General features: G+C 75.0%; 16 protein-coding genes, 1 pseudogene and 1 riboswitch. Of the genes and pseudogenes, 9 read left to right on the top strand and 8 right to left on the bottom strand.

The genetic code is table 11. The features are described from left to right. Window positions 1–6: 6 nt before the first annotated feature. Together JKP75_RS07290 and JKP75_RS07285 are read right to left on the bottom strand one after the other, a co-directional pair. A complete protein-coding gene (locus tag JKP75_RS07290) occupies window positions 7–984 on the bottom strand; it encodes a carbohydrate kinase family protein (RefSeq protein ID WP_200491982.1) in 978 nt (325 codons plus the stop codon). A gap of 148 nt (window positions 985–1,132) precedes the next feature. Then, a complete protein-coding gene (locus JKP75_RS07285; protein WP_200491983.1) occupies window positions 1,133–1,837 on the bottom strand; it encodes a CDP-alcohol phosphatidyltransferase family protein in 705 nt (234 codons plus the stop codon). Between the two features lie 95 nt (window positions 1,838–1,932). Between JKP75_RS07285 and JKP75_RS07280 the strand changes: the two genes are divergently transcribed. Continuing rightward, window positions 1,933–2,574, top strand: coding sequence for a hypothetical protein (locus tag JKP75_RS07280; protein ID WP_200491984.1), 642 nt, complete (start codon window positions 1,933–1,935; stop codon window positions 2,572–2,574). On the opposite strand, the gene metF is transcribed toward JKP75_RS07280, so the two are convergent. Next, window positions 2,558–3,469 carry a methylenetetrahydrofolate reductase [NAD(P)H] gene (gene metF / locus JKP75_RS07275; protein WP_309229609.1) on the bottom strand — a complete coding sequence of 304 codons (912 nt, stop codon included), beginning with the start codon at window positions 3,467–3,469 and terminating at the stop codon, window positions 2,558–2,560. The genes JKP75_RS07280 and metF overlap by 17 nt on opposite strands. Window positions 3,470–3,647: 178 nt before the next feature. Between metF and JKP75_RS07270 the strand changes: the two genes are divergently transcribed. The 3 genes and pseudogenes from JKP75_RS07270 to JKP75_RS07260 form a co-directional block, all read left to right on the top strand. Continuing rightward, a complete protein-coding gene (locus JKP75_RS07270; RefSeq protein ID WP_200491986.1) occupies window positions 3,648–4,778 on the top strand; it encodes a polyprenyl synthetase family protein in 1,131 nt (376 codons plus the stop codon). Between the two features lies 1 nt (window position 4,779). Then, window positions 4,780–6,270, top strand: a complete 1,491-nt coding sequence (crtI, locus tag JKP75_RS07265; RefSeq protein WP_200491987.1) for a phytoene desaturase family protein — start codon at window positions 4,780–4,782, stop codon at window positions 6,268–6,270. A 75-nt stretch (window positions 6,271–6,345) separates the two neighbouring features. Beyond that, window positions 6,346–7,059, top strand: a pseudogene (locus JKP75_RS07260) (phytoene/squalene synthase family protein); the annotation flags it as partial. Between the two features lie 20 nt (window positions 7,060–7,079). Here JKP75_RS07260 and JKP75_RS20820 read toward each other — a convergent pair. Genes JKP75_RS20820 through JKP75_RS07250 form a run of 3 tightly spaced genes read right to left on the bottom strand, consistent with a single transcriptional unit; the run spans window position 7,080 to window position 8,141 of the window. Continuing rightward, window positions 7,080–7,427: a lycopene cyclase domain-containing protein gene (locus JKP75_RS20820; protein WP_242472821.1), complete on the bottom strand. Its 348-nt coding sequence runs from the start codon at window positions 7,425–7,427 to the stop codon at window positions 7,080–7,082. Further along, window positions 7,424–7,774: a lycopene cyclase domain-containing protein gene (locus tag JKP75_RS07255; protein WP_200491988.1), complete on the bottom strand. Its 351-nt coding sequence runs from the start codon at window positions 7,772–7,774 to the stop codon at window positions 7,424–7,426. Before JKP75_RS07255 ends, JKP75_RS20820 begins: the two co-directional genes overlap by 4 nt. Before the next feature lie 43 nt (window positions 7,775–7,817). Then, entirely contained in the window at window positions 7,818–8,141 is a 324-nt protein-coding gene (locus JKP75_RS07250) for an Rv2175c family DNA-binding protein (protein WP_200491989.1), read from the bottom strand. A 67-nt stretch (window positions 8,142–8,208) separates the two neighbouring features. Here JKP75_RS07250 and JKP75_RS07245 point away from each other — a divergent pair, with 67 nt between their 5' ends. From JKP75_RS07245 to JKP75_RS07225, 5 genes are all read left to right on the top strand, one after another. Further along, entirely contained in the window at window positions 8,209–9,285 is a 1,077-nt protein-coding gene (locus tag JKP75_RS07245) for an alpha-hydroxy acid oxidase (protein ID WP_309229608.1), read from the top strand. Window positions 9,286–9,289: 4 nt separating this feature from the next. Further along, window positions 9,290–9,373: riboswitch (ZMP/ZTP riboswitch) on the top strand. Between the two features lie 27 nt (window positions 9,374–9,400). Beyond that, window positions 9,401–10,873: a glycine hydroxymethyltransferase gene (locus JKP75_RS07240; protein WP_200491991.1), complete on the top strand. Its 1,473-nt coding sequence runs from the start codon at window positions 9,401–9,403 to the stop codon at window positions 10,871–10,873. Between the two features lie 97 nt (window positions 10,874–10,970). Further along, window positions 10,971–12,944 (top strand): Stk1 family PASTA domain-containing Ser/Thr kinase, encoded by a 1,974-nt coding sequence (pknB, locus tag JKP75_RS07235; RefSeq protein WP_200492895.1) that lies wholly within the window; start codon window positions 10,971–10,973, stop codon window positions 12,942–12,944. Between the two features lie 11 nt (window positions 12,945–12,955). Further along, window positions 12,956–13,915: a deoxyribonuclease IV gene (locus JKP75_RS07230; RefSeq protein ID WP_309229607.1), complete on the top strand. Its 960-nt coding sequence runs from the start codon at window positions 12,956–12,958 to the stop codon at window positions 13,913–13,915. 100 nt (window positions 13,916–14,015) lie between these two features. After that, window positions 14,016–14,876 (top strand): DUF559 domain-containing protein, encoded by an 861-nt coding sequence (locus tag JKP75_RS07225; RefSeq protein WP_309229606.1) that lies wholly within the window; start codon window positions 14,016–14,018, stop codon window positions 14,874–14,876. 65 nt (window positions 14,877–14,941) lie between these two features. Here the strand turns inward: JKP75_RS07225 and JKP75_RS07220 are convergent, their stop codons facing one another. After that, window positions 14,942–15,952: a GntG family PLP-dependent aldolase gene (locus JKP75_RS07220; protein WP_309229605.1), complete on the bottom strand. Its 1,011-nt coding sequence runs from the start codon at window positions 15,950–15,952 to the stop codon at window positions 14,942–14,944. Further along, a complete protein-coding gene (locus JKP75_RS07215; RefSeq protein WP_200491992.1) occupies window positions 15,949–17,286 on the bottom strand; it encodes a class II 3-deoxy-7-phosphoheptulonate synthase in 1,338 nt (445 codons plus the stop codon). The genes JKP75_RS07220 and JKP75_RS07215 overlap by 4 nt, the downstream gene beginning before the upstream one ends. Between the last annotated feature and the right edge of the window lie 39 nt (window positions 17,287–17,325).

The following is a 17,325-nucleotide window of genomic DNA, read 5'->3' as shown; positions in this document are numbered from 1 at the left end:
GGCCGGTCAGGCCGGCAGGTGCGCGGCGATCTCCGCGGCCGCCTCGTCGCCGAACGCCTCGGCGAACCGGCCGAGGAAGCTCTCCCGCGGCAGGGCGTACTCCTGGGTGCCGACGACCTCGACCGCCGCGGTGGCGACGGCCGAGCCCAGCTGGGTCGCCCGCTCCAGGCTCAGACCCCACATGCGCCCGGCGATGAACCCGGCGCGCAGCGCGTCACCGCCACCGGTCGGCTCGACCGGCTTGGTCTCCGGGACGGCGATGACCTCGATCGGCTCGGCGTCGGCCTGGCGCACGAGGACGCCGTCCTTCGAGCGGGTGGTCACCCAGGTGCCGACCCGCGCCAGCACCTCGTCGGCGTCCCAGCCGGTCTTCTGCTGGAGCAGGTGGGACTCGTACTCGTTGGTGAACAGCAGGTCGGCGCCGTCGACCAGCTCGCGGATCATCGCGCCGTCGGCCCAGGCCAGCTGCTGGCTGGGGTCGGCGGCGAAGGCGTAGCCGCGGGTCCGGCACTCCTCGGTGTGGCGGACCATCGCCGTGGGGTCGTTCGGGCCCACGACGACGAGGTCGGGGGCGCCGACCCGGGCGGCGACCGGCGCCAGCTCGATCTGCGAGGCCTCGCTCATGGCGCCCGAGTAGAAGGACGCGATCTGGTTGTTCGCGGCGTCGGTCGTGCAGACGAAGCGCGCGGTGTGCTTGAGCTCGGACCAGTGCACGCCCGCGGTGTCGACGCCGTGCCGGCTCAGCCAGGCCTCGTAGTCGGCGAAGTCGCTGCCGACCGCGCCGACGAGCACCGGGGAGAGACCGAGCAGGCCCAGGCCGTACGCCATGTTCGCGCCGGCGCCACCGCGGTGCTGGACGAGGTCGTCCACCAGGAAGGACAGCGAGACGTTGGCCATCTGGCCCTCGACGAACTGCTCGGTGAACTTCCCGGGGAAGGTCATGAGGTGGTCGGTGGCGATCGATCCGGTGACGACGACGGGCACGTGCTGCTCCTGGGGGTGTGGCTCCGGAGGGGCGCGGGCGCCCGGCTCGCGAGCGGGCCTGGGTGACGGAGAGGCGAACGGGACGGGACGAGCACGCACACAGTAGGCGGCGCACCCCTCCCCCGGGGGCACGAGGTGCCTGCCTCCGCTACCGGGCCTCCGGTGCGACCGGGGTGCCGGCGTCCGGCCCGGCCAGTTCCGAGCGCAGCCACCAGCCCAGCTGCAGCGTCGCCAGCGCACCGAGCAGCGCCCCCACGGCCGCCCCGGCGGTCACCGTGACGACGTCGCCCGCGACGCCCTGCACCTCGAGGCCGGAGACGACCCCCGCGCCGCCGAGGGTGAAGCCGGCCATGAGGACGCGGGTGGGCCGCTCCCACAGCGAGATGGGGCCGGTCCGGTCCACGCCCGCCTGCCCGGCGCGGGCCCGCACGTAGTCCGGCAGCCAGCACAGCGCGCCGAACACGACCGCGAGCCAGCCCGGCGCCCCCGCGACCCACAGGGCGAGGGCGTAGGCGACCTCGGTGAGCCGGTCCACCACCGAGTCGAGCACGTAGCCCCGCTGCGAGGCCCGGCCCGCGCCGATCGCGAGCGCGCCGTCCAGGCTGTCCAGCAGGCCGGACAGCCCCACCAGCAGGCCGGCGGCGATCAGCCAGCCGCCACCCGCCGCGGCGGGCCCGACGGCGGCCGCCGCGACGACGAGCCCCGCGGCCGTGGCCACCGCCGGGTGCATCCACGCCAGCGGCCGGGCCAGGGTGTGCGCGAGGGTCAGCCAGCCCCGCACCAGTGGGGCGGAGGTGTCGCTGCCGCCGTGCCAGCGCGACCACGCGGCCAGGTACTCGTCCCGGCTGAGCATCCCGCACCTCCCCGCGCCACGGTTCCTCCCGGAACAGTAGGGCGCCGTGGTGCACCGCACGCGTGCGCCGGGCCCGTGCTGGGCAGGGCACCTGCATGGCTGCCCCCATCAGCGACGCCGTCGTCGTCGACGTCCTCCGCCGGGTCGACCGCCTGGCCACCCCGCTGGCCACGCGGCTCGGCCGCCCGCCCGCCCTGCCGCAGGCCGAGCGGGACCAGTGGTGGGCCGACCGTGTCTCGCGGGTCGCCGCGGTCGTCTCCGCCGCGCCGCGGTTCGCCGGCAAGCTCGCCGACCTGCTGCCGCTGCAGAACACGGTGGGGACGGCGGTGCAGTCGCTCGTCGTCCTCGGCGTCGCCGGCGAGCACGGCGTCACCGACCCCGCCGCGCGCGTCTCCCTGCTCTCCCGGGTCCTGCTCGACCGCGACCTCACCCCCGAGGCGGTCGAGCCGATGCTCGTGCACGCCCGCGGCACCTACCGGGGCGAGGCCTTCGGCTCCCGCGACGAGCGCCGGGGCGTGCTCGGCCCGGTGCGCACGCTGTGGCGGGTGTCCCGGCTGCTGAGCCGCATCGACGACGCCCTCGACGCCCGGCCGAAGGGCCGGCTGCACCACCGGGCGCTGTCCAACATCCCCGTGGTCGGCGTCGCCGGTGGCTACGCCGCCGAGCGGGAGGGCCTGCGCCGGGCCGCCGCGCGGGCCGCGGCGGCCGTCGACGACCGGGTCAGCCCGCCGTCGTGACGGCGGGGGCGCCGACCAGGTTGGTGTAGACGTCCCGCGTCGCCGTCGACCGGTTCATGGTGATGAAGTGGATGCCGGGCACGCCCTCGTCCAGCAGCGTGCGGCACAGCTCGGTGGCCACCTCGACCCCGAAGGCCCGCACCGCGGCCTTGTCCTCGGGCCGGTCGCCGTCCAGCGCCTCGAACCGCTCGGCGAGGTCGGCCGGGAACGCCTGGCCGGAGAGCTGCACGATCCGCTTGATCTGCTTGGCGTTGGTCACCGGCATGACGCCGGCGACGATCGGCACGTCGCAGCCGCGGTCGGTGACCCGGTCGCGCATGCGCAGGTAGTCCTCGGCGCGGAAGAACATCTGGGTGATCGCGAAGTCCGCCCCGGCCCGGCACTTGGCCACGAACATGTCCACGTCGGTGTCGAAGTCCGGGGAGCGCGGGTGCCGCTCGGGAAAGGCGGCGACGCCGACGGAGAAGTCGCCCATCGACCTGATCAGCTCGACCAGCTCGGCGGCGTAGTTCAGCCCCTCGGGGTGGGCCACCCACTCGGCCTGCGGGTCCGCGCCGGGCGGGTCGCCGCGCAGCGCGATGATGTTGCGCACCCCGGCCGCGGCCAGCCGGCTGATCACGTGCCGCAGCTCGGCGATGCTGTGGTCGACGGCGGTGAGGTGCGCCATCGGCGTCATGGTCGTCTCGGTGGCGATCCGCTCGGTCACCGACACCGTGCCCTCGCGGGTGGAGCCGCCCGCGCCGTAGGTCACCGACACGAACGAGGGCCGCAGCCGCTCCAGCTCGCGCAGCGCCGTCCACAGCTGCGGCTCGGCCTCGGGCGTCTTCGGCGGGAAGAACTCGAAGGACCACGTCGGCCGCTCCGAGGCCAGCAGCTCACGCACGGTCTGGGTCACGGTGCACGAGGGTACGGAGCCCGCGGGGATTTGTGGGCCGGGACCGCATCCAGGAGCACCCGGAGCGGTGAAGAAGGCAGGAGCGGACGACCCGGGAAGGCGGACCCCCATGCACGGCAGCACCTCCCCCACCCTCGCCGGACCAGCCCGTCCGGGGGCCTGGGGCGATACTGGGCGGGTGACCCTCGGTACCCCGCACGGGACGGCCACCGCCCACAGGACGCCGTCCCCCGCCGCCGCGGAGCTCGACCGGCTCAACGCCGCGGTCACCGCGTCGCTCACCGAGTTCCTCGAGCGCCAGCGCACGACGCTCGCCGGCATGGACGGCTCGCTCATCCCGCTGGTCGACGAGGTCGCCGCCCTGGCCTCCGGCGGGAAGCGGCTGCGGCCGTCGTTCGCCTACTGGGGCTGGCGCGGGGCGCGCGACACCGGCCCGGGTGCCGCCGAAGACGAGGACGCCGTGCTGCGCGCCGTCTCCGCGCTCGAGTTCGTGCACGCCAGCGCCCTGGTCCACGACGACGTCATGGACGGCGCGACCACCCGCCGCGGCCGCCCCGCGACCCACATCGGCTTCGCCTCCCGGCACGCCGACCACACGCTCCGCGGCGACGGCGACCTGTTCGGCACCGGCGCGGCGATCCTCGTCGGCGACCTGGCCCTGGTCTGGTCCGACGAGCTGCTGCGCTGCTCGGGCATCTCCGAGAGCGCGCTCAGCCGCGCCCGCGCGGTCTGGGACACCATGCGCACCGAGGTCACCGCCGGCCAGTACCTCGACCTGCTGCGCGCCGCCGGCGGCCTGCCCGGCGCCGAGGGCGCCCTCACCGTGGCCCGCTACAAGAGCGCCGGGTACACCGTGCAGCGCCCGCTCCAGCTGGGCGTGGCCATCGCCGGCGCCGGCCCCCGGGTGGTCGAGGCGACCACCGCCATCGGCCTGCCGCTGGGTGAGGCCTTCCAGCTGCGGGACGACGTCCTGGGCGTGTTCGGCGACCCGGCGGTCACCGGCAAGTCCGCCGACGACGACCTGCGCGAGGGCAAGCAGACCCTGCTCATCGCCCTGGCCGAGGAGGCCGCCGACGGCGCCGGGCGCCGGCTGCTGGCCGACCTGCTCGGCAACGCCGCCGCCCGCGAGGAGGACTTCGAGGCCCTGCGCGACCTGCTGGTGAGCACCGGTGCCCGCGACCGCGTGGAGGAGCGGATCTCCGAGAGCACCGCCCGCGCCCGCGCCGCCATCGCCGACGCCCCGCTGGCCGACGACGCCAAGGCCGCGCTCGACGCGCTCGCCGTCGCCGCCACCACCCGCACCGCCTGACGTGCGGACCGTTCCCGGGCGCACCGACCGCGTCGTCGTCGTCGGCGCGGGGCTGGCCGGCCTGGCCACCGCGCTGCGGCTGCGCGGCGCCGGCCGCGAGGTCACCGTCGTCGAGCGCGGCACCGTCCCCGGCGGGCGCGCCGGCCGGGTCGAGTCCGGCGGCTACGCCCTGGACACCGGCCCGTCGGTGTTCACCGCCCCCGAGGTGCTGGCCGACACCCTGGCCGCGGTCGGCGAGGGCCTCGAGGACCGGCTGACCCTCACCCCGCTGGAGACCAGCTACCGCGCGCAGTTCGCCGACGGCAGCTCGCTGGACGTGCACGCCGCCCCGGACGCGTTCGCCGCCGAGGTCGCCGCGCTCTGCGGGCCGGCCGAGGCCGACGCGCTGCGCCGCTACCTGGCCGACCTCGCCGAGCTGTACCGGCTGCAGCTGTCCACCTTCATCGACCGCAACCTCGACTCCCCGCTGGACCTGCTCGGCCCCCAACTCGTGCAGCTCGCCCGCCGCGGCGGCTTCGGCCGGCTGTCGGCGCACGTCGCGACGTACTTCGCCGACGACCGGCTGCGCCGGCTGTTCAGCTTCCAGGCGCTCTACGCCGGCGTCTCGCCGTTCCGCGCCATCGCCGCCTACGCGGTCATCGCCCAGCTCGACATCGGCGCCGGGGTCTGGCACCCCGAGGGCGGCATCGGCGCGGTCCCGCGCGCGCTGGCCGCGGCGGCCGCGGACGCCGGGGTGGTGTTCCGGTACGGCGCCACCGTCACCGAGCTCCCGACGTCGGGACGGCGGATCACCGGCGTGCGGCTGGCCGACGGCGAGCTGCTGCCGGCCGACGCCGTCGTCGTCACCTCGGACGCGCCGTGGCGGCTGGTGCCGGGCCTGCGCGCGCCGCGCCGGCCGGTCTACTCGCCGTCCTGCGTCGCGCTGCACGTCGGGGTGCGCGCCGAGCTGCCCGGCCAGGCGCACCACACGATCAGCTTCGGGGAGTCCTGGCGCGGGGTGTTCGACGAGCTGACCCGCGACGGCCGGCCCATGACCGACCCCAGCCTGCTGATCAGCATGCCGTCGGTCACCGACCGCACGCTGGCGCCCGAGGGCGGTCAGGTGGTGAGCGTGGTGGCGCCCACGCCGAACCTGGACCCGCGCAGCGGCGGCAACGCCGGCCTGGACTGGGCGGCGTTGGGCCCGCGGTACCGCGAGGAACTGCTGGCCACGCTGGACGCGCGCGGCTGGACCGGCATCGCCGACGCGATCGAGGTGGAGCACATGGACACGCCCCTGACCTGGGCCGAGCAGGGCATGGCCGCCGGCACCCCGTTCGCCCTGGCGCACACCTTCGGCCAGACCGGCCCGTTCCGGCCCTCCACGCTCCCCCGCCGCGGCCCGGAGAACGTGGTGCTCGCCGGCTCGTCGGTGCAGCCGGGCGTCGGCGTGCCGATGGTGCTGATCAGCGGCCGGCTGGCCGCCGAGCGGATCACCGGGCCCCGGTCGTGACGCTCCTCCACCCGCCGGGCACGCAGGCCGCCCGGCAGCAGCAGCTGGCCGCCGACCTACGCGCACTGCGCGGCGATCGCCGCACGGCACGGCAAGAGCTACTTCCTGGCGACCCGGCTGCTGACCCCCGACCGGCGGCCCGCCGTCCACGCGCTCTACGCCGCCGCGCGCACCGCCGACGACCTGGTCGACCTGCCCGGCGCCGATCCGCAGGCGGACCTGGCCGACTGGTCGCGGGCGCTGCTCGCCGAGCTCGAGGCCGGCTGGTCCGAGGACCCGGTCCGGCTGGCGATGGTGCACACCTACCGCCGCTACGACATCCCCGTCGAGCACCTGGTCGACTTCCTCGCGGCGATGACCAGCGACCTCGACGTCGACTCCTACGCCGACCTGGCCGCGCTGGACCGCTACATGTGGGGCTCGGCGTCGGTCATCGGCCTGCAGGTGCTGCCGGTGCTCGGCACCGCGCCCGGGGTGGCCCGCGAGGAGGCCGCGCCGCACGCCATCGCGCTGGGCGAGGCGTTCCAGCTGACCAACTTCCTGCGCGACGTCGCCGAGGACATCGACCGCGGCCGGGTCTACCTGCCCGCCGACCTCATGGCCGCGCACGGCGTCACCCGCGAGCAGCTCGCCGAGAAGCGGCACTCGCCCGGGTTCGAGGCTCTGATGCGCGAGATGGTGGCGATCACCCGCCGCCGGTACGACGACGCGGCCCTCGGCACGCCGATGCTCGCGCCCGAGTCCCGCGACTGCGTGCGCGCCGCGACCGACCTGTACGGCGGGATCCTCGGCGAGATCGAGCGGGTCGGCTACCGGGTGCTCGACGGGCGGGTGTCGGTCTCGACCCCGCGCCGCCTGGCGGTGTTCGCCCGCCGGTTGACCGCCGCCCAGCTGGCCAGGGTGAGGGTGACCATGGCCCAGCCGAACAGCAGGTCCTCGACCGGCGCGTAGGCGATCCGCGGGCCCCAGATGGTCCGCTCGTCGTAGACGACGACGTCCAGGCCGGTGAGCACGCCGTTCATCAGCAGCTGGAAGGACACGATGATCGCGTACGCGGTCCAGTACGCCTTCCGGGTCACCATGCGGGTGCGGTAGCCGAACAGGTCCACCACCAGGACGGCGACGACGGCGGTCACCGCCAGGGTCGAGTAGGTCATCGCCCGCGCTCCGCCTCCTCAGCCGGGTAGCCGGCGTCCCACCCCGTCACCCTCCGCACCGCCTCCAGGGCGAGCACCGAGCACAGCGGGACGACGAGGAAGAACAGCGCCTCCTCCAGCGGGATCCCGCCGGGCAGCCGCACGTCGAGGGTGCGGGTGGCCGAGTAGTCCCAGTGCCCCTGCGCGATCGCGTACAGCACCCAGACGACGAAGACGGTGAACTCCGGGAGCACCGCGAGCAGGAACCGCCGCCAGCGGGCGTAGACCCGCACGCCGAGCACCAGCTCCAGCGGCGCGGTCACCATCAGGCAGCCCACGAGCAGCCCGAGGTAGGTCAGCTGCTCCACGGCAGGTCCTTCCGTCCCGGGCGGTGCGCCGGATGCGCCGGCGTCAGAACGCCAGGGCCTGCGCCCGGCGGGTGACCTCGGTGTGCCGGTCGTCGCGCAACGCCTGCACCGGCGTGCCGGGGAGCGTGTCGTCCTCGCGGAACAGCCACTCGAAGGCCTGCTCGTCGGTGAAGCCGCCGTCCTTGAGCACGGTCAGCAGCCCGGGCAGGTGCTTGAGGATCACGCCGTCCTGGACGAAGGCGGCGGGGATCTTGCCGTTGCCGCTGCCGGGGACGGCCATCAGCTTCCGGTCGCGCAGCAGCTGCCGGACCCGGTTCGGCGAGGTGCCGAGGAGCTGGGCGACCTCCGCAGGCGTCAACGTGTCCATAGGGTGCGAGCCTATGGCGCATCCATCCCCAGCCGACAGCCCGGTGCCGGGGCAGCGACGGCGTGCCGTGGGCGAGGAGACCCCGGAGGACCGGGAGCCGCCCTTCCTCGATCTGGAGCGGCTCGAGGACGACGCGCGCGAGCGGCTGCCCGCCGACGTCTTCGACTACTACGCCGGCGGGGCGGAGTCCGAGACGACGCTGCGCGAGGCGCCGGGCTCCTGGCGGTCGTGGCGGCTGCGGCCCCGCGTGCTGCGCGGCGTCACCGCCGTCCCGCTGGACACCGAGCTGCTGGGCAGCCCGGTGCGCTCCCCGATCGGCGTCGCGCCGTGGGCCTACCAGGGCATGGCGCACGCGGACGGCGAGCTGGCCACCGCCCGCGGCGCGGCGGCCGCCGGGTCGCTGATGACCGTCTCGACCAGCGCCACGCACACGCTCGAGGAGGTCGCGGCCGAGGCCGGCGGCTCGCCCCGGTGGTTCCAGCTCTACCGGCTGCACTCCGGCGCGCACACCGACGACCTGGCCCGCCGCGCCGGCGACGCCGGGTACGCCGCCCTCGTGCTCACCGTCGACCTGCCGCTGCTGGGCCGCCGACGCCGCGACCTGCGGCACGACTTCGCCCTGCCCGCGGGCCTGCGGATGGCCAACCACCCCGGTGACGGCGACCGGCCGGGCCTGCAGGACCTCGCGACGGCGACCTGGACCTTCGACGACATCCCCCGCTTCGCCGACCTCTCCGGCCTGCCCGTCGTCGTCAAGGGCGTGCTGCGCGGCGACGACGCCACCCGCTGCGTGCAGACCGGGGCGTCGGCCGTCTGGGTCTCCACCCACGGCGGGCGGCAGGTCGATCCGGCCGTCGCCAGCGCGCACGCGCTGCCCGAGGTGGTGGACGCCGTCGGCGACGACGTCGAGGTCTACGCCGACGGCGGCATCCGCTCCGGCTCGGACGCGCTCACCGCGCTGGCGCTCGGGGCGCGGGCGGTGTTCGTCGGGCGGCCCACGATCTGGGGCCTGGCCTCCGGCGGTGCCGACGGCGTCACGCGCGTCCTGACCGGGCTCGGCGAGGAGCTCGCGCACACCATGGCGCTGTGCGGCCTGGACGACGTCCGGTCGGTGCCCCGCGACACGGTCGTGGCCGCGCGATAACCTCGACCCGGGCCGTGACTGGCGCGAAGAGGTGGGCACCCACCGGGGAGCGGCCCTGCACCCCCTGCCGCGCGCCTGGGCGCCCCCTGTTGACGATGCCGGCCAGGAGAACCCCATGACCACCGCGCCTTCCACGACCCCGGCCACCGCCTTCGACGCGGCCACGGCCTCCGACGCCTACCGCAGCGCGCTGCAGGTGATCGGCGCCGTCGAGCCCCGGGTCGCCGCCGCGATCAGCCAGGAGCTCACCGACCAGCGCGAGTCGCTCAAGCTGATCGCCAGCGAGAACTACGCCAGCCCCGCCGTGCTGCTCACCATGGGCAACTGGTTCAGCGACAAGTACGCCGAGGGCACCGTCGGGCACCGCTTCTACGCCGGCTGCCAGAACGTCGACACCGTCGAGGCGCTCGCCGCCGAGCACGCCCGCGAGCTGTTCGGCGCCCCCTACGCCTACGTCCAGCCGCACTCCGGCATCGACGCCAACCTGGTCGCCTTCTGGGCCGTGCTCGCCCAGCGGGTGGAGCTGCCCGCCCTCCAGCAGGCCGGCGCCAAGCACGTCAACGGCCTCACCGAGGCCGACTGGGCCACCCTGCGCCGCGCCCTGGGCGACCAGCGCATGCTCGGCATGTCCCTCGACGCCGGCGGCCACCTCACCCACGGCTTCCGCCCGAACATCAGCGGCAAGATGTTCGAGCAGTCCTCCTACGGCACCGACCCGTCGACCGAGCTGCTCGACTACGACGCCGTCCGCGCGCGGGCCCGCGAGTTCAAGCCGCTGATCCTCATGGCCGGCTACTCCGCCTACCCGCGCCGGGTGAACTTCGCGACGATGCGCGAGATCGCCGACGAGGTGGGCGCCACGCTCGTCGTCGACATGGCGCACTTCGCCGGGCTGGTCGCCGGCAAGGTGCTCACCGGCGACTTCGACCCGGTGCCGCACGCCCACGTCGTCACCAGCACCAGCCACAAGTCGCTGCGCGGCCCCCGCGGCGGGTTCGTGCTCGCCCAGGAGGAGTTCGCCGAGTCCGTCGACCGCGGCTGCCCGATGGTGCTCGGCGGCCCGCTGCCGCACGTCATGGCCGCCAAGGCCGTCGCGTTCGCCGAGGCCCGCCGTCCCGAGTTCGCCGGTTACGCCCAGCAGGTCGCCGACAACGCGCAGAGCCTGGCCGAGGGCCTGGGGAAGCGCGGCGCCCGCCTGGTCACCGGCGGCACCGACAACCACCTCGTGCTGCTCGACGTCACAGCCTTCGGCCTCACCGGCCGGCAGGCCGAGTCCGCGCTGCTGGACGCGGGCATCGTCACCAACCGCAACGCCATCCCGGCCGACCCGAACGGCGCCTGGTACACCTCCGGCGTCCGCCTGGGCACCCCGGCGCTCACCACCCGCGGCTTCGGCTCGGAAGAGTTCGACCGGACGGCGGAGCTCATCGTCGACGTCCTCACCGGCGCCACGCCGACCGCGACGCGGGACGGTGGCGTCTCCAAGGCCAAGTACGTGCTCACCGACGGGCTGGCCGACCGGACCCGCTCCGCCACCGCCGAGCTGCTCGCCGCGCACCCGCTCTACCCGGGTCTGGACCTGGGCTGAGGGGTCCTGGGGCCGGTGTGACAGGAGAACCCATCGCACCGGCCCCGCTCGCGCGTGTGGGCCTCCGCCGGCCCCCGGCCCTCCTACACTCGATCAGGTGGACACCGCCGTGACCGACCCCGTGGTCGGGCTCGTACTCGAGGGGCGCTACCGCCTCGAGGAGCGGGTGGCGCGCGGGGGCATGTCCACCGTCTACTCGGCCACCGACCTGCGGCTGCACAAGACCGTCGCGGTCAAGGTCATGGCCGAGCACCTGGCCCACGACCCCACCTTCGTCGACCGGTTCACCCGCGAGGCGCGGGCCGCGGCGATGCTCAGCCACCCCAACGTCGTCGGCGTCAGCGACCAGGGCAGCGACCAGGGCCTGGTGTTCCTCGTCATGGAGCTGGTGCGCGGCCGCACCCTGCGCGACCTGCTGACCGCCCGCGGCCGGCTCACCGTGGCCGAGGCGTTCGCCGTCCTCGAGCCGGTGCTGTCGGGGCTCACCGCCGCGCACCGCGCCGGCATCGTGCACCGCGACATCAAGCCGGAGAACGTCCTCATCGGCGTCGACGGCGTGGTCAAGGTCGCCGACTTCGGGCTGGCCCGCGCCGTCGTCGGCACCGGGCAGACCAGCCAGACCGGCGGCGTGCTCATAGGCACCGTCGCCTACCTCTCCCCCGAGCAGCTGGAGCGCGGCCGCGCCGACGCCCGCTCCGACATCTACGCCGCCGGCATCGTGCTGTACGAGATGCTCACCGGGCACCCGCCGTACGGCGGCGACACCCCGCTCGCGGTGGCCTACCAGCACGTGCACCACGACGTCCCCGCGCCGTCGGCCGAGGTGCCCGGGCTGCCGTGGGCGGTCGACGAGCTGGTCGCGCGCGGTACCCGCCGCGACCCGGCCGGGCGGCCGATCGACGCGGGCGCGTTCCTCGCCGAGCTCGCCGACGTGCGCAAGGACGTCGGCATCGAGCCGGTGCCGGTGCCCACCGGCCGAAGCACCGCCGGCCCCGGCACGCTCCGCCCCACCAACCGGCCCACCCGCCCGCGGCACCCCAGCAACCCGGGGACCGCCGTGCTCGGCGCGCAGCGCGGCGGCCGCACCACCGCCATGCCGGGCATGGGCGCCGGCCCCACGACCGACGTGCAGGGCCGCCGCCCCGGCATCGACCGGGCGCGTCCCGGCGTGCCGCAGCACATCCGCCGGCGCCGGGCTCGCTTCGCCGTCGCCGTCGTCGTCCTGCTGGCGATCACCATCGGCGCGATCGGCTGGTGGATGGGCAGCGGCCGCTGGACCGACGTCCCCGCCCTGGTGGGCAAGTCCCGCGAGGCCGCCGTCGACCTGCTGCAGGACGCGGGCCTGGACCCGAAGCCGGTGGTCGAGGAGTGGAGCGAGACCGTGGCGGCGGGCACCGTGATCTCCACCGACCCCGTGGCCGGCCGCGAGGCCATCCGCGGCACCGACGTGCGGGTCGTCGTCTCCAAGGGGCCGGAGCGCTACACCGTCCCGGCCGAGCTCGTGGGCCGCCCCGCCGACGAGGTGGAGGCCGAGCTGCAGGAGACCGTGCCGGTGCAGGTCACCCGCAGCGACGTCTACGACAACGACGTGGACGCCGGCCTGGTCACCGGCTTCGACCCCGCCCCCGGTTCTGCGCTGCAGCGCGACCAGGTGGTCACCATGCTGGTCAGCAAGGGCCACGCGCCGGTCGGCGTCCCCGACGTGACCGGCCAGTCGCCGGAGCAGGCGGTGGCCAACCTGGAGGCGCTCGGTTTCAGCGTGGAGCGGGCGGACGACGGCCGCAGCGCCGACGTCGACAAGGGCGAGGTCATGGCGATCGAGCCCGCCCCCGGTCGCGAGGCGCCCTATCGCAGCACCGTGACGATCCAGGTCTCGGCGGGCGTTCCGCTGGTCACCGTGCCCGACGTCGTCGGCATGAACGAGGCCGAGGCGACCGCCGCGCTCGAGGCGGTCGGGTTGCAGGTGGAGTCCACCCGGTTCTTCGGCAACCGCGTCTTCCGGCAGAGCGTGAGCCCGGGCGAGACCGTCGAGCAGGGCTCCAAGATCACCATCCTCCTGACGTTCGGATAGGCACCTCCTCCGTGAGCACTCCCTCGCGTGTGCCGCCCATCGGCGCGCACATCCAGATCAAGGGCGGCCTGGCCAAGGGCGGACTCCCGTACACCGACGCCGTCGGTGCGGCCGCCGTCCAGGTGTTCGTCGGCAACCCGCGCGGCTGGAGGCTGACCCCCGGCGACCCCGCGCAGGACGCGCTGTTCACCGCCGGCTGCACCGAGCGCGGCGTGCCCTCCTTCATCCACACACCGTTCCTGGTGAACGTCGGCTCCCCCACCGAGGCCACGGTCGAGCAGTCCATCGCCTCGATCGCGCACAACCTGGCCCGCGGCGCCCAGCTGGGCTGCCAGGGCGTGGTCGTGCACGCGGGCTCCGCCGTCGGCGAGGACCGCTACGAGCACGCGCTGCGGCAGCTGCACGAGCGGCTGCTGCCGGTGCTCGAGGCCGCCGACCCGGCCGGGCCGCGGCTGCTGATCGAGCCGACCGCCGGCGGCGGCAAGGCGCTGGCGGCCACCGTCGAGGAGCTCGGCCCGTACTTCGCCGCGCTCGAGGACCACCCGCTGGTCGGCGTCTGCTTCGACACCTGCCACATCTGGGCGGCCGGGCACGACCTGGTCACCCCCGGCGGGATGGCGGCGACCCTCGACCTGCTCGAGTCCACCGTCGGTCCGGGCCGGCTGGGCCTGGTGCACGCCAACGACTCGCTCGACGGGTGCGGGTCGAAGCGGGACCGGCACACCACCATCGGCGAGGGCTCTATCGGGGTCGCGCCGTTCGCCGAGCTGCTGGCGCACCCCTCGATGGCCGGCGTCCCCGTCGTCGTCGAGACGCCGTCGGAGAAGGACGGCGACCCGTGCGGCGGCCACGCCGCGGACATCAAGCTGCTCAACTCGCTCGATCCCGGACCCCGCCGGTCCGTAGGTTCCGGTCGCGCGGGAGGCGCGGCTTCTGAGCCTGCCCGCGGCTCGGTGATCACCCCGCACTGAGGGCTGCCCGACCGGTGGACCGAGCAGCCACTGGTGCGGGATGATCATGCCTGTGGACGGCGCCGCGGCGCTCGGACCTGATCGACGATCGTCTCCGACCGTGGCACTTCCCCAGGACGACGTCTTCCGCGGCAGCGACGCCCTGCGCGAGGGCCTCGTGACCCGGGCGCAGCTGCGCGGACCACGGTGGCGCCGGCTCCGCCAGGACGTCTACTGCAGCGCACAGCTGCCGATCACGCACGACCTCGCGGCGCGGGCCGTCGCCCTCGTCGCACCACCGCAGACCGTGTTCGCCGGACTGACCGCGGCCTCGTGGTGGAGCATGCGCGACCCCTTCGCCGGCCCGGAGGATCCCGTCGAGCTGGTTCTCCCGCCCGGGGTCCGCTGGAACCCTGGGCCCGGCGTCGTCGTCCGCCAGGCGGCGCCGTCCGACGACGTCGTCACCGACGGCCGGCTGCGGTACACCGGCCGGACCCGGACGGCCCTCGACCTCATCCGACGCGGCCCGCTGGACGACGCCGTCGTGCTCCTCGATCGCCTCGTGCACTCCCGGGTCGCGTTCCTCGACGACGTGCGCGAGGCGGCCGCCCGGCTGCCGCGCTGCCGTGGCAGCGCTCAGGCGCGTCGGGTCGCCGGTCTCGCCGACGGCCTGGCCCAATCGCCGCCGGAGACCCGTCTTCGGCTGCTGCTCCACCGGAGCTCGCTGCCGGCACCGGTCGCGCAGCTGGAGATCCGGCACGACCGGCGCTTCGTGGCGCGGGTCGACTTCGCGTTCCCGGACCAGAAGCTGGCCGTGGAGTACGACGGCGCCTGGCACGGTGGGCCGTCGCAGCTCGGCGAGGACCGGGCCCGCATGAACCGCCTGCTGGCCGCCGGCTGGCGGGTCCTGTTCGTCACGGCCGCGGACATGCGGGACCCCGGGGCGCTCCTCGACCGGATCGCCGCAGCGCTGCTCGCGTGATCAGCACGCGCTCATGGCTGCCCACGACCGTCGCCCGACCACCACGAGCGCGTGCTGATCATGGGTCAGCGGGCGAGCAGCTCCGTGAGCACGGCGCCGGCGCGGTCGACCGCGGCGTCGTCGACGTCGAGGTGCGTCACCAGGCGGACACGGGTCGGGCTCACCTGCGAGACGAGCACGCCCTGCGCCTTGGCCGCCTCGGCGAGCACCGGCGCGTTCACGTCGTCGAGGACGACCATGTTCGTCTCCACCGACGCCGGGTCGACGCCGAGCCGCGTGGCCAGCGCCTGCGCCCGCGCGTGGTCCTCGCCGAGCCGCGGCAGGTGGTGCTCCAGCGCGTACAGGCAGGCGGCGGCCAGCACGCCGACCTGGCGCATGCCGCCGCCGAGCCGCTTGCGCCAGAGCCGGGCGGTCGCGATGCGCTCGGCCGAGCCGACCAGCACCGAGCCGACCGGCGCCCCCAGGCCCTTGGAGAAGCAGACCGAGGCCGTGTCGGCCAGCCGGCCGTAGGTGTCCAGCGCGACCCCGGAGGCGACGTGCGCGTTCCAGATGCGGGCGCCGTCGAGATGCACCGCGACCCCGGCGCCCCGCGACCACGCCCACAGCGCCTCCAGCTCGCCCAGCGGCTGGACCCGGCCGAAGCCGCGGTTGTGCGTGTTCTCCACGGCGATCGCCGCGGTCGCGGTGAGGTGCCAGTCACCCCGGGGGCGGACCTGGGCGATCAGCGCGTCGGCGTCCAGCCGGCCGCGGTCGGAGACGACGGTGCGCGTGGAGATGCCGAAGACCGCGGCCGCGGCACCCATCTCGTAGGTGACCACGTGCGCGTCGGCGTCGCAGAGCACCTCCTGGCCCGGCTCGCAGACCAGGCGCATCCCGATCTGGTTGCCCATGGTCCCCGACGGCACGAACAGCGCCGCCTCGTGACCGAACAGCGCCGCCGTCCGCTCCTCCAGCGCGCGGACGGTGACGTCCTCGCCGTAGACGTCGTCCCCGACCTCGGCGTCGGCCATCGCCGCCCGCATCCCGGCGGTGGGCCGGGTGACGGTGTCCGAGCGGAGGTCGACGAGCGCCGTCACCCGCGCAGCATCTCGGCGACGAGGAACGCCAGCTCCAGGGACTGCCCGGTGTTCAGCCGCGGGTCGCAGGCGGTCTCGTAGCGGCTGTTGAGGTCCTCGTCGCTGATCTCCATCGCGCCACCGAGGCACTCGGTGACGTCCTCGCCGGTGAGCTCGACGTGGATGCCGCCGGGCCAGGTGCCCAGCCCGCGGTGCACGTCGAAGAAGCCGAGCACCTCGTCGACGACGCGGTCGAAGTGGCGGGTCTTGTAGCCGCTGGGCGACTCGTGGGTGTTGCCGTGCATCGGGTCGCACTGCCACACGACCTGGTGGCCGCTGGCGGTGACCTTCTCGACGATCGCCGGCAGGACGTCGCGGATCTTGCCGTTGCCCATCCGGCTGATCAGCGTCAGCTTGCCCGGGAGACCCTCGGGGTCCAGCCGCTCGACGAGCTCGGTGGCCTGCTCCGGCGTCGTCGTCGGGCCGATCTTGACCCCGATCGGGTTGGCCAGCTTGGAGACGAACTCGATGTGCGCGCCGTCCATCTGCCGGGTGCGCTCCCCCACCCACACGAAGTGGGCGCTCAGCGCGTAGGGGCGGCCCTCGTGCATGCGCAGCAGGGCTCGCTCGTAGTCCAGGATCAGCGCCTCGTGCGAGTTGTAGAGCTCCACGGCGCGCAGCGCCTCGGAGTCGACGCCGCAGGCCTTCATGAACGCCAGGGCCCGGTCGATCTCGCGGGCGATGACCTCGTACCGCACGCCGGCCGGCGAGCTGGCGACGAAGTCCTGGTTCCAGTTGTGCACCGCGTGCAGGTCGGCCAGGCCGCCCTTGGCGTAGGCGCGGATCATGTTCATCGCCGCGGCGGAGTTCGCGTAGGCGCGCACCAGGCGGTACGGGTCGGGGATGCGCTTCTCCAGCACCGGCTCCAGGTCGTTGACCATGTCGCCGCGGTAGGAGGGCAGGCCCAGGGCGTCGGTGTCCGACGAGCGGGGCTTGGCGTACTGGCCGGCGACCCGGCCGACCTTCACCACCGGCACGCTCGCCCCGTAGGTGAGGACGACGGCCATCTGCAACAGCGTCCGCGTGGTCGCCTGCAGGTGCGGCTCGGTGTTGAGGTCGAAGGTCTCGGCGCAGTCGCCGCCCTGGAGCAGGAAGGCCCTGCCCTGGGCCACGTCGGCGAGCTGGGCGCGCAGCGCGTCGACCTCGCTGGGCGCGACGATCGGCGGCACGGTGGACAGCGTGCCGAGCACGGCGTCGAGCGCGGCGCGGTCGGGCCAGGCCGGTTGCTGGGCGGCGGGCAGCTCCCGCCACCGGTCCAGACCGGGGACGAGCTCGGCAGGATCGGTGAGAGTCACGTACCCGAGGGTACGGCGCGCGCTCCCGGGCTCCGGGAG

This window comes from Blastococcus sp. TML/M2B (genome assembly GCF_016612865.1).
Classification (GTDB): Bacteria; Actinomycetota; Actinomycetes; order Mycobacteriales; family Geodermatophilaceae; genus Blastococcus.
Note: the sequence above shows the minus strand (reverse complement) of the source record. Positions and strands in the feature narration are given on the sequence as shown.